9 protein-coding genes are annotated in these 12967 nt (G+C 49.2%); 5 read left to right on the top strand and 4 right to left on the bottom strand.

The features are described from left to right. Positions 1-4: 4 nt before the first annotated feature. The gene (gene proP / locus X965_RS12530; RefSeq protein ID WP_004237946.1) at positions 5-1507 is read right to left on the bottom strand and encodes a glycine betaine/L-proline transporter ProP; all 1503 of its coding nucleotides are present in this window, start codon (positions 1505-1507) and stop codon (positions 5-7) included. A 1231-nt stretch (positions 1508-2738) separates the two neighbouring features. On the opposite strand from proP, the gene X965_RS12525 reads away from it, so the two are divergent. Together X965_RS12525 and X965_RS12520 are read left to right on the top strand one after the other, a co-directional pair. Continuing rightward, positions 2739-3050 carry a helix-turn-helix domain-containing protein gene (locus X965_RS12525; protein WP_004237947.1) on the top strand — a complete coding sequence of 104 codons (312 nt, stop codon included), beginning with the start codon at positions 2739-2741 and terminating at the stop codon, positions 3048-3050. 210 nt (positions 3051-3260) lie between these two features. Then, positions 3261-4238 carry a LysR substrate-binding domain-containing protein gene (locus X965_RS12520; protein ID WP_004237948.1) on the top strand — a complete coding sequence of 326 codons (978 nt, stop codon included), beginning with the start codon at positions 3261-3263 and terminating at the stop codon, positions 4236-4238. Between the two features lie 75 nt (positions 4239-4313). On the opposite strand, the gene X965_RS12515 is transcribed toward X965_RS12520, so the two are convergent. Beyond that, positions 4314-5492 carry a M20 family metallopeptidase gene (locus tag X965_RS12515; RefSeq protein WP_032098644.1) on the bottom strand — a complete coding sequence of 393 codons (1179 nt, stop codon included), beginning with the start codon at positions 5490-5492 and terminating at the stop codon, positions 4314-4316. 677 nt (positions 5493-6169) lie between these two features. On the opposite strand from X965_RS12515, the gene poxB reads away from it, so the two are divergent. After that, entirely contained in the window at positions 6170-7891 is a 1722-nt protein-coding gene (gene poxB / locus X965_RS12505) for a ubiquinone-dependent pyruvate dehydrogenase (protein ID WP_036418310.1), read from the top strand. Positions 7892-7934: 43 nt separating this feature from the next. On the opposite strand, the gene X965_RS12500 is transcribed toward poxB, so the two are convergent. After that, complete coding sequence (locus tag X965_RS12500; RefSeq protein WP_004237951.1) at positions 7935-8846, bottom strand: DNA-3-methyladenine glycosylase; 912 nt, start codon at positions 8844-8846, stop codon at positions 7935-7937. A 212-nt stretch (positions 8847-9058) separates the two neighbouring features. Between X965_RS12500 and X965_RS12495 the strand changes: the two genes are divergently transcribed. Both X965_RS12495 and X965_RS12490 read left to right on the top strand, forming a co-directional pair. Next, positions 9059-10489 carry a DUF4026 domain-containing protein gene (locus tag X965_RS12495; protein WP_036418257.1) on the top strand — a complete coding sequence of 477 codons (1431 nt, stop codon included), beginning with the start codon at positions 9059-9061 and terminating at the stop codon, positions 10487-10489. Positions 10490-10711: 222 nt separating this feature from the next. Continuing rightward, a complete protein-coding gene (locus tag X965_RS12490) occupies positions 10712-11344 on the top strand; it encodes a LysE family translocator (protein ID WP_004904667.1) in 633 nt (210 codons plus the stop codon). A 48-nt stretch (positions 11345-11392) separates the two neighbouring features. On the opposite strand, the gene glpD is transcribed toward X965_RS12490, so the two are convergent. Then, entirely contained in the window at positions 11393-12880 is a 1488-nt protein-coding gene (gene glpD, locus X965_RS12485) for a glycerol-3-phosphate dehydrogenase (protein WP_036418256.1), read from the bottom strand. Positions 12881-12967: the final 87 nt, after the last annotated feature.

Raw genomic sequence — 12967 nt, 5'->3', positions numbered from 1 at the left:
GACATCAGTCCAGTTTAGGGTGCTGATCAATCAGTGACTGACGGCGTTTCTGCAACGCGGCAATCTCCTCATCAATCGCCTCAATCTTGTGTTCGATATTATCGTAATGCTCTAGCAAAATCTCTTTGGCTTCCGCGCGGTCAGATGCGGCCGGTGTGGCACCGCGTAACGGCTTATTGGCGGTTTCTTTCATCACAATCGCCGTAATCATCCCGATAACGGCAATCACCATCAGATAATAGGCCGGCATATACAGATTATTGGTCGCCTCGACCAGCCAGGCGGCGGCGGTCGGGGTGGCACCGGCAATCAGCACTGAGATATTGAATGAGATAGCCAGTGCACTGTAACGGATTTTTGTCGGGAAAATGGCCGGTAAAATAGAGGCCATCACACCGGTAAAGCAGTTAAGCAGCACCGCCAGGATCAGTAAGCCTAAGAAAATCAGGCCGATGACACCACTGTTAATCAGCATAAATGCCGGAATGGCCAGCACAAATAACCCGATACTGCCCGCGAGGACAAACGGTTTACGGCCGATGCGGTCACTCATCATCCCGATCAGAGGCTGTACGAACAGCATGCCAATCATAATCGCGATAATAATCAGCACACCGTGATCCGCACTGTAATTCAGGTTATGCGACAGATAACTCGGCATATAGGTCAGCAGCATGTAATAAGTGACGTTGGTGGCAATCACCAGCCCGACACAAATCATCAGACCCTTACCGTACTGTGAGGCAATGCTGCGCAGTGAAACGCGGGGCTTATCTTCGCCGGTTTCCGGGTTGGCATTTTTCATATCCTCAACATGCTGCTGGAAAGCCGGTGTTTCCTCCAGGGCATGACGCAGATACAGGCCGATAACGCCCAGCGGCAGCGCCAGGAAGAACGGGATACGCCAGCCCCATTCACGGAAGGTTTCCTCACCGAGAATACTGGAGATCAGCACCACCACTCCGGCACCGCAGACGAAACCGGCAATCGAGCCGAAGTCCAGCCAGCTGCCCATAAATCCGCGTTTACGATCCGGTGAATATTCCGCTACAAAGATAGCTGCACCGGAATACTCACCGCCCACGGAGAAACCCTGAGCCAGTTTTGCCAGCAGTAACAGCACCGGTGCCCAGATCCCGATACTTTCATAAGACGGGATTAGACCGATACAGAAGGTACTGACAGCCATAATAATGATGGTGACGGAAAGCACTTTCTGGCGGCCGAATTTGTCGCCCATAATGCCGAAAAAGACCCCGCCCAGCGGACGTACCAAAAACGGTACGGAGAACGTCGCTAACGCCGCGATCATCTGTATGCCCGGGGAGGCGGAAGGGAAAAAGACCTGACCCAGCACATACGCCAGGAAGCCGTAGACCCCGAAATCAAACCACTCCATGGCATTACCCAGTGAGGCAGCGGTGATGGCTTTCTTTAATTTTCCATCATCAATGATAGTAATATCATTGATATTTAAAGGTTTTTGTTTTGTTTTCTTGCGTCTCATCGTTGTATCCTTTTGTTTTATGACGGGGATTCACGTAACTGAGATTTCACTCAAATCTGCAATGACTTTTTGTGTGATAGTGAATTCATCGGCAGCAGGAGATGTTTAATACTAAATTGGTAAGTATAAATACGTATTTTTTCCCGTATTCATGTTTCCCGTTAAATAGATTGATTGTTGAATATGTGACGCTAACGGCAGACGGTACAGGAAACCGCAGACAGGACAGGAAGAATAGGAAAGTATTGTGTTGTAATAACCAAAAAAAGCACCTTTGTTTTGAAACGAGGTCACCTAATTTAGCATAAATCATATTTTTTGTAAAATTAGTGGGTTTTTGTACTGATTAATATCGTGTATTTGGCATTTAACTTCTCTGCATCGTAAAATGTTCAATGCTATTTTTTTCTGAAAAATCAACGGAAGTGCAGATCACCCCGGAAATAAGGCATCTTAAACGGATGCTTTTCAGCATATTTTGTTGTGTGAAACGGAACATGTTTAGTATCACAATCCGATGTATTTTAAATTATCAGCATAATTATAATGTGAGTGGTTTAAATTTAAGCAATATATAGGGCGGTTTCAGAAAACAGACAATGTTATCAGTATGTTTCACCTGATTTCTCAATTTTCTGTATGCGTTTTCCTGATAATTACATCTGATGTAATTAACGCATAATCACAGTCCTCAATGATTTCTTTACGTAATAATAAGATAAACTTTGGTGTTATCTGCTGAATATGAAAATCATGCAGTGATATCTGCCAACAGCAATTTAAGAAAGATATAAATGTTTCAAGATATATCGTTTTTTTTCCATTTAATTGTGGTTTGTTACTCTATTAAAGCTAAATAATTACTATTTTATACCACTAATGAGTCATTTTATTTTTAGTGGTTTATACCTGGTACGGGGGTGAAAGAAAAGGTAAATATACTATAATACATAGGGTTATCACTCTTTCGGACACCGAATAATTCTTTTTTTTACAATTCGTTAGGTGCCGGAGCGGTAGGTTTCAATTTGGTAAATGAATATGTAATATGTGTTTCAACATGTGTACGAGGCTGGTTTGCATAAGTACATACATGCGGCAGTTAAAACAACAACAAAGAGTAAAACTTTGTGAATATCAATTGGTCCACTTTCTTTAATAAACGCATATTTTTGTTAGTCATCAGAGAGGAATCTGATGGTTATCACAGCCATATGTGAGGGATAGCGACATGACCAAAGCAAAAAACTCGATAGCACGCGCCGTCGGGCAAAAAATTCAGGTGTTACGGAAAGATCACGGCATTACTGCAGCAAGACTGGCTGAAATGATTGAAATCAGTCAGCAGCAGATGTCACGTTATGAACGTGGTGTAAACCGTGTTGATGTGGATTGTTTAGTCCGTATTGCGGATATCTTTGAAGTACCGGTTGGCTGGTTCTTCACCGAGATTGAAGGCCGGGGTAAACGCGACAGCGGAAATGAACGGGAATCCTGGAAAGCAGAAACCGTTATTTTGCCGGTCGAATCTGAACTGATGTAATTTCGTGATATTGAGTGATACTGAATCTCATCTCAAAAATCCGTTATTAGCCTGCTAATAACGGATACCGCTTTTTGCGGAACGTGTTTATTTCTTCATCACCCGCCTTGTGCTATCATCCTGACACACAGCATGTTGTATTACTCTTATAACCCTGTTTATTAATAATTTTAATATTTTGAATCCGTTTTATAACTGGATAAATAAGCAATGAACATTAATCAGCTCAAAAGTTTTGTTGAGGTGGTCAGGAGTGACTTTAATATCACGAATGCCGCCGAGAAGCTGTATACCTCGCAGCCGACAGTGAGCAAGCAGCTTAAAATTCTTGAAGATGAACTGAACGTTTCTTTATTCAACCGGAAAAATAATAACTTATTATCGCTCAGTCCGATTGGTGAAGAAGTTCATCGTGTTGCCTGCGATATTCTGGCGCAGTTTGATAAAATTAAAAGTCTGGTATCACACGAAGATACCACGACAAAACAGAATCTCCGTATTGCCACCACCCACACGCAAATCCGTTATAAATTACCGAAAGTGATTGAACGCTTTAATGCGCGTTACCCGAATATTTCGCTGCATTTCCATCAGGGAGCGCCGGCACAGCTGGCGGAAATGGTGAAAAACGGGGATGTGGATTTTGCAATCGCCACTGAATCCCTGCATCTGTATGACGATTTACTGACACTGCCGTGCTATCAGTGGTCCCGCAGTGCGATTGTACCGCACGATCACCCGCTGGCACAGAATGAGCAGCTGACGATTCAGGAGCTGGCTCATTATCCGCTGATCACCTATGTATTCGGATTCACCGGCCGTTCCAAGCTGGATCAGGTATTTTATCAGAACCACCTGACGCCGAATGTGGTATTAACCGCGGTCGATACGGAAATTATTAAATTCTATGTGAAGCGCGGAGCGGGTGTCGGTGTTATTTCCACCGTGGCGTTTGATCCGGCGGAAGACAGTGACTCACTGCGCTGTATTAATATCGGTAATCTGGTGAAACCGAGCTATACCCATATTTGTATCAGCCGTCATACACATCTGAAGGATTATATGTATGACTTTATTTCCTGTTATGCGCCGCATCTTGACCTGAATTATATTCACCAGCCGGAACAGTGGCTGCCGGTTGATCCTAAAGCCCGTGACCGGCTTTACCGCGCATTGCCTGAGCTCTGATTCCTTTGTATTCCGGATAAAAAAAGCCCGGTAACGTCTGTTACCGGGCTTTGTGTTTGCTGTGTGTAATCTTTTTTAGCGGGTGGCAATATTAATAAAGATTTGCGCACCGATCAGCAGGCAATCGTCATCAACAAAATACGGATTGGCATGCAGATAGTTATTAATTCCTTTGGCTTTGTTACCGCTGCCGAGGAAATACATGGCACCTAATCTGTCTTTGGTGGCATTAATCATATAGCTGAAATCTTCACTGCCGGTCATCGGCTTACCGTTTGAGTCAATATTTTCAGCCGGTAAGAAGGCCGCTGCCGCGTTTTTAATGACTTCCGCTGCCTGCGGATGGTTAATTACGGCCGGGTAACCGCAGGCTTCCAGTGTGGTTTTAAAACCACCGGCTTCACTGCGGGCAACAATCTCTTTAAAGCTGGCTTTTAAGATTTTATCGGTTTCTTCATCCATAGAACGGATGGTGCCGCGTGCCTGCACATAATCAGCCAGCGCATTCGGGATGGTACCGCCGTTGATCATACCGCAGCCGAAAACAGCCGGGCTGAAAGGATCGGTTTTCTTGGCGACGATATAATCCATGTAATCAATGATACGGGTGGCTTCGCGGATAGCATCCAGCCCTTTGTGCGGCGTGGAGCCGTGCGCGGAAACACCGTGTACATCCAGCGTCCAGGCGGAGCCGTAAGAGGACATCACACCCGCGTTAAAACGGATGCAGCCGGTTTCAATCGCGGCGTCGTTATGCAGCCCGTAGACTTCATCCACACCGTCCATGCAGCCCATTTCCACCATTTTATCCGCACCCGGCACACGCATATCTTCTTCCGCCATCTGGAAGACAAAACGGACATTGTGTGTCAGTTCATCGCGGTGTTCGCTGAGGTATTTTGCCGCAGTCAGCGCGATGGTCATATGGGTGTCGTGACCACAGTTGTGGGCGCAGCCTTCGTGTACGGAACTGTGCTCGTTGCAGGTCATGTCCGGCATTTCCAGGCCGTCGATGTCGGTGCGGTAAGCAATCAGGCGGTATGCCGGATTGACGGTCAGTTCAGCGGTAAAGCCGGTGTATCCCTCAAACTGACGGATGGTGTAGCCGAAGCTTTCCATCAGTTCGCGGCAGTATTTTGAGGTTTTATATTCTTCACCGGACAGCTCAGGGATTTTATGTAAATCCTGGCGCGTTTTCTTGCTGAACGCCTCAAGCGCAAAGAGTTTTTCACTGACATTGTATTTATTGGTCATTACATTTACCCCGTAACTGAAACCGGTTTGTGTGCTGATAAAGAATCCCTGATGTAAGCGCGGGTATGACCGGAAACCGGTCATACCACAGCGCCGGCGCAACATGAGTACATTTTATTTTTACGAAAAAAAGTCTGCCTTCCGGAACCGGCGGGTTTCTGTCAGCAGCTGTTTTCGTTATTATTTGCAGGAGGGATTTTAACGTCAGTATTAAAAAAGTGAGCGTGACGGAGATCGTGTTTATATCATATCAGTATTTCATGGTGCATGAATAATAAGGATGATATCGGTAAAAAATAATATCACCGTGATAAAATAATATTATATTATTTATTAATATCAATATGTTATATAAGCCCTGGTTTCCTGATTTTTTATTTTTATTCTGCGTGAAATATAAATTCGCCACCCGAAATAACAATAATATTAATATTATTAAACAGAAATTAAGAAAAGTGTATTTATATATCCTTGCAGCCATTTTTGTATTATTCCGCCGGATCTCCGGCAATATCCTGAATTAGTGCTGAAAATTTACCTTATTACTGGTGGTTTTATCTGCGGCGCGCCCGGGCTACACTGAAATGACAGGATAAACACACAGAGCAGGCCGGTATTGTTCTGTGCAGCATCTTATTGCGAATCAGATTTATCACCAGTATGAGGGAAGATTTACGATGAAGCAGACTGTAGCGGGTTATATCGCAAAAATGTTGGCGGATGCAGGAATCAACCGTATCTGGGGTGTCACCGGAGACTCACTGAACGGGTTAAGTGACAGCTTACGTAAACTGGGCAGCATTGAATGGATGGGCACCCGGCATGAGGAAGTGGCCGCGTTTGCCACCGGGGCGGAAGCCCATCTGACCGGTAAACTGGCGGTGTGCGCCGGTTCCTGCGGGCCGGGTAACCTCCACTTAATCAACGGATTATTTGATTGTCAGCGCAACCGCGTGCCGGTGCTGGCAATTGCCGCACATATTCCTTCCGGCGAAATCGGCAGTCATTACTTCCAGGAAACCCATCCGCAGGAGCTGTTCCGTGAGTGCAGCGTCTATTGTGAGCTGGTTTCCAATCCTGAGCAGATCCAGCAGGTGCTGGGTATTGCCATGCGCAAGGCGATTCTGGAGCGCGGCGTGCCCGTGGTGGTCATTCCGGGGGATGTGGCATTAAGACCGGCACCGGAATCGGCCCGCAATGTCTGGTATGAGCCGTCTCTGCCGCTGGTGATGCCGCAGCGGGATGAGCTGGTGAAACTGGCGGATGCCCTTAACGGTGCGAAAAACATCACACTGATGTGCGGAGCCGGATGTGCCGGGGCACATGATGAAGTTATCAAACTGGCGGAAACCCTGAAAGCACCGGTGGTGCATGCACTGCGCGGCAAAGAGCATATTGAGTATGATAACCCGTACAGTGTCGGGATGACCGGGCTTATCGGATTTTCCTCCGGGTATTATGCGATGGAAAACGCAGATACCCTGGTGCTGCTCGGCACGCACTTCCCGTACCGCGCGTTTTATCCGGCCAAAGCAAAAATTATTCAGGTGGATATCAACCCGGGCAGCCTCGGCGCGCACTGTGCGGTGGATATGGCGGTTATCGGGGATATCAAAGCCACACTCAATGCCATTCAGCCGCGCCTGCAGGCCAAAGAGGATCGCACCCATCTGGATGCGGCGCTGAAACACTATCAGACCGCCCGCAGTGACCTCGATGCACTGGCAACCGCAAGCAAACGGGAACTGATCCATCCGCAGTATCTGGCGAAGAAAATCAGTGAGCTGGCGGATGATGACACCGTATTCACCTGTGATGTGGGCACCCCGACGGTCTGGGCGGCGCGTTATCTCACCATGAACGGCAAACGGCGGCTGATAGGCTCCTTTAACCACGGCTCGATGGCGAATGCTATGGCGCAGGCTATCGGTGCTCAGGCGCATGACCGTAAACGCCAGGTGGTGGCGATGTGCGGTAACGGCGGGTTCAGTATGCTGATGGGGGATTTCATTTCCCTGGCGCAGATGCAGCTGCCGGTGAAAATCGTCATCTTTAACAACAGCGTGCTGGGCTTTGTGGCGATGGAGATGAAAGCGGGCGGTTATCTGACTGACGGCACCGATCTTCACAATCCGGATTTTGCCGCGATGGCCAATGCCATGGGGATCAAAGGGATCCGTGTTGAAGACAGCGAGTCACTGGATGATGCACTGAAAACCGCATTTGCCCATGACGGCCCGGTTCTGGTGGATGTAGTGACGGCCAAACAGGAACTGGCCATGCCGCCGGAAATTAAGTTTGAGCAGGCCAAAGGCTTCAGTCTGTATATGCTGCGCGCGATTATCAACGGGCGCGGTGATGAGATTGTGGAGCTGGCGAAAACCAACTGGCTGCGCTGAGTCAGCAGAGAGAAAAAATGCCGCATTTGCGGCATTTTTTTGTTCAGTACCCGGCGGCGGACTCCAGCCGCCACAGGTGGGCGGCCATCAGGGCCCGCCACGGGGCGAAATCTGCCAGCCATTCCTGAGTTTCATCCGCCGTTATTTTTTCATCCCGCGCCAGCAGGCGCTGCAGATTACGCCGTACCGCAACATCACCGTGCAGTGAGCCGTTCAGATAGTTAAAGCCGCGCAGCAGGGCATAGCTGACCGTCCAGGTGCCGATACCTTTGATCGCCGTCAGTGAGGCGGAAACCGCGTCTGCATTCTCCGGTGTGACCACATCCGGCAGCACCAGCGCTCCGCTTTCCAGTTGCTCACTCAGTGCCAGCAGGGCATTGGCTTTACCTACAGAAAAACCGCAGCTGCGCAGTCCGTCAAAATCGGTCTGTAAAATATGTGCCGCATCCGGATAGCACCACAGTCCGGAGGAGTGGCGCAGGCCGATATGCTGAATCAGGCGGCGGCGGATGGAAATCGCGGCCTGAACACTGATTTGCTGACCGATAATCGCCCAGTTAATGGCTTCAAACGGTGTGGCGGACTGGTAGATCCGCAGCCCTTTCTGTTGCCGGATAAGGGGACCGGCCAGCGGGTGATCCTGATATTGTGTCTCGAACTCCTCCACCGGCTGGATCAGACCGAGCATATGCCGGGCGAGATGCTGCATACGGGCTTCGTCTTCCGGCAGTGGCCCCGGGCCGTCAGTGCTGAGGGTGACACGCGCTTCTCCTGAACTGATTTCCAGTGTCAGTAACGCGGGGTGGCCGTGCAGGCAAATTCCTTTCATCACCCGGTTTTCCGTGACCTCTTCGGCCACATGGTGATTATCACGTAAATGAAATGCGAGAAAATCCGCTGTATGATAGGGCTCAGGTAACGGAACGGTAATCGTTAAGTTTTTGTTATTATTCAACTTTTCATACCTCAGAACAGGGCGGGCAATTGACCGGATTATAGCCGTTTTTGCTCCCGGACGTACGATTTTGGTCAAAATGTATATTTACAGAATAATAGGTGGATTATTCTGAATGAACTCCGCATACAAAATGTGGTACTTATACGTATGAACAAATGAGTTTAATTTCAGCACAGCAGCACAACTCAGAACGGATAAAGGCATTACCGATGGATATAAAACAATATTACCTTGAGGTTGCGGAAGGTAAAGGTAAGAGGATGACGTCGGAGGTTGTGGCATTCTCTCCCTCGCGGCTCAACCTGGCAGAGTTAGAAGAGCGTCTGGCATCACAAACCTTTTTCACACAGGGTGATATTGAATACGCGGAACATGATGAGAACAGCTTTTATTACACCTGTCATTACGGCGATGAAGAACTGCTGTTTCTGGTGTCACTGGCACCGCGGGCACCGGAACTGGAAATCAATCCTTACTATTCAACTGATCCGCTGTCTGCCGGACTGCTGGCCGAAGTCAACCAGACCGGGCAGGACATTTATGTTGAATGCCTTTTACAGAATGACGTGCTGCGAAGTTACCGGTACCAGCTGAAGATGGTACAGATTCTGGTGCCGAATTTATTGCTGGGCATCGATATCTCGGCAGCCGGGCGCGGTTTTACCCGTGAGTGGCTCAATTTTCAGCTGGAAAACGACGTGCAGCTGAACATTGAATCTCTGTATACCATTCATGCAATCTATGACACGGAAAATTCTCCGCCGACCATGTACTGGTTCCACACACACGGCCTGCTGCGCTGCGGGATCCCGGAAGTGGAACTGCTGCTGCCGCATACCATTAATGCGTACTACGGCATTCCTGATCTGCTGCGCAGTTTTATCGGGCAGAGTCTGAATGAAGGTAAGGTACTGTTTAATGAGCCGATGTTGTGCGGCCAGACGGAAAAACAGCTGGAATATATTGTGGCGCTGCCATATCAGGAAGGGATCCGCCAGATCAACAAAAATACCCCGATCGACCAGCTGAAGCCTCTCGAAGAGATCGATTACTCTCACGATAATATGCCGGAAAATGAATTTCTCGGCGATCGCGGAGATCGCGACGATCAGCATGACCATCCATCCTGTATGCTATTCCGTGTAAATGAAAGTTCGCCGGTGTTACAGACATTTTTCCGTAGTTTCGACGACGATGCCGCCATTATGTTTTACCGCCCGAACAGTGAAACCCATGAAATGGCGGTAAAAGCCCGCCTGCGCTGGCACTATTTTGCCCAGATGTTTGCGGAATACGGTCAGCCGGTGGTCAAAACGAAAAAAGGTCTGCTCGGCGGATTATTCGGTAAAAAAGCCCGTGATGAAGAGGATGAGCATCCGTGGGCATTTATGGTCAAATGCGGTATTCCGTACGGGGATGAGGATGATCTGGAGCACATGTGGTTTATCCCGGAAACTCTGGATAATGATGTGTTTACCGGCAAACTGATCAACCAGCCGTTTTATGTTGAAGAGATGGAAGAGGGCGGTGTGTATTCTCTGAATACGGAGATGCTGACTGACTGGAATATCTATTTTTCCGGTGAGAAATATACCCCGGATACCATTTATCAGCTGCTCAGCCCGTCACAGGTTCACTGAGAAAAGACTGTCCCAGAAAAAGCGCTGAAATGAAGGCGCTTTTTTTGTGCCTGCGATTTTGTGCAGTAACCCACGTTATTAATACATACTGAATTATATCGTTGCTGCTTTTTTTTTGTTCCGGCTATAATCAATGATCGCCTGTTCCGGGTGGTTATATATCCTGTAAAACCAATAATCTATCTTATAATCTGTTATGCATTATCTGTCATGGAGTGCATTATGCCTGATTTGACGTCATTGCTCGGATTTGCCCTGGTTGCACTGGGAATGGTATTAACGCCCGGCCCTAATATGATTTATCTGATCTCCCGCTCACTCTGTCAGGGAAAGCGGGCCGGATATATTTCTCTTGCCGGTGTCGGCCTGGCATTTATTTTTTATATGCTCAGTGCGGCATTTGGTATCACCGCGCTCTTTTTTGCTGTTCCTTATGCCTATGATGCTTTGCGTATTGCGGGGGCATTGTATCTGCTCTGGCTGGCGTGGCAGTCGGTCAAACCGGGCGGACGCTCTGCATTTTCGGTGCGGGATTTACCGGAAGATAAGCCGAAAAAATTGTTCACCATGGGGTTTCTGACCAGCCTGGCGAACCCGAAAGTGGCGGTGATGTATTTATCGCTGCTGCCGCAGTTTATTGTGCCGGGGCACGGCAGTGTGCTGGTACAGTCTCTGGCGCTCGGAACAATACAGATTATGATCAGCCTGACAGTTAACGGACTGATTATTCTGATGGCGGGCTCGGTGGCTGTCTTTATGACGGGCCGTCCGTTCTGGCAGGTGGTGCAGCGCTGGCTGATGGGGACTGTGCTGGCCGGGCTGGCTGTCCGGATGGCGCTGGAATCCCGGCGCTGAGGCGATAAAAAAAAGACCGGCTTTTTGAGCCGGTCTGTTTCGTTTCCGTTATTGCTCTTCCCGGCGGAGCCACTGCTCCACCTGCAGCTGTTCTTCCTGTGTGAGCCACATTCCCAGTTTGGTTCTGCGCCAGAGCGCATCTTCTGCGGTGATCACCCACTCGTGCTGTACCAGATAGCGCAGCTCGGCTTCATACAGGTTATGGCCGAATAACTGCCCGAGGTCGCTGAGGGATTGCGCAGTACCGATAATTTTTTCTGTCTGACTGCCGTAGGTGCGGGCCAGGCGCAGCGCCAGTCCGTTCGGCAGCCAGGACCAGCGTTCTGTCAGCACTCGGGCATAATCGTCACGGCTCCGGCCGTTCAGTTCACCGCCGGTCAGTACCGCCTGTTTTGTCCATGCTTTCCCGGCGTGCGGATAGTAGGCCGCCAGTTTATCCAGCGCGTGTTCGCCCAGCTTGCGGTAAGTGGTGAGTTTGCCGCCGAAGACGGACAACAGCGGCGCCTGTCCGTTGTCATCATGCAAATCAAGCGTGTAATCGCGGGTGATTGCCTGTGGCGAGTCCGATTCATCATCACACAGCGGACGCACACCGGAGTATGTCCAGCGGATATCATCGCGGGTCAGGGTTTTGCGGAAGTGGTCGTTATACACATCCAGCAGATAATTAATTTCGTTATCATCGATTTTAACGTCTGCCGGATCGCCGTGATATTCCACATCGGTCGTGCCGATAATCGAAAATTCATCCATCCACGGAATGACAAACACAATGCGGTGATCTTCATTTTGCAGGATATAGGCCTGCGGCTCGTCGTGAGCGCGCGGTACCACAATATGGCTGCCTTTGATAAGACGGATACCATAAGGGGATTTGAGCTGTAATCCGTCATCAAAGAAGGTTTTTACCCACGGTCCGGCGGCGTTGACCAGCCCTTTTGCCTGCCAGCGCAGGGTTTCGCCGGTCAGGGCATTTTCTGCTTCCACCTGCCATAAACCATTTTCGCGCCATGCGCGGGTGACTTTTGTCCGTGTGCGGACTTCGCCGCCCTGCCGCACAACTTCCTGTGCATTCAGCACCACCAGGCGGGCATCGTCCACCCAGCAGTCGGAATATTCAAAGCCTTTTTTAAATTCTGCTTTCAGCGGAGAGGCGCTGCTGAAGGTCAGGCCGCGGCTGCCCGGCAGTGTGGTGCGTTTACCGAGATGGTCATACAGAAACAGCCCCGCGCGGATCATCCACGCCGGGCGCAGGTGCGGCTGATGCGGCAGGCGGAAACGCATCGGGAAGGCGATATGCGGGGCCATTTTTAATAATACTTCGCGTTCAGCCAGCGCTTCGCTCACCAAACGAAACTCATAATGTTCGAGATAGCGCAATCCGCCGTGGATCAGTTTTGAGCTGGCCGATGAGGTGGCACAGGCGAGATCCCGTGCTTCCAGCATCAGCACAGACAGCCCGCGTCCGGCGGCATCAGCGGCAATGCCTGCACCGTTGATTCCGCCCCCGATAACGATCAAATCTTTCGTTTCCATCCTCACTCCCGCATGACCATATTTGTTCTTTAATGTTCGTTATCGCTCATGATAGTGCAATGTGAACGATATTCCAACATTCAGGAC

The sequence above is a fragment of the Morganella sp. EGD-HP17 genome (assembly GCF_000512315.2).
GTDB lineage: Bacteria > Pseudomonadota > Gammaproteobacteria > Enterobacterales > Enterobacteriaceae > Morganella > Morganella morganii.
Note: the sequence above shows the minus strand (reverse complement) of the source record. Positions and strands in the feature narration are given on the sequence as shown.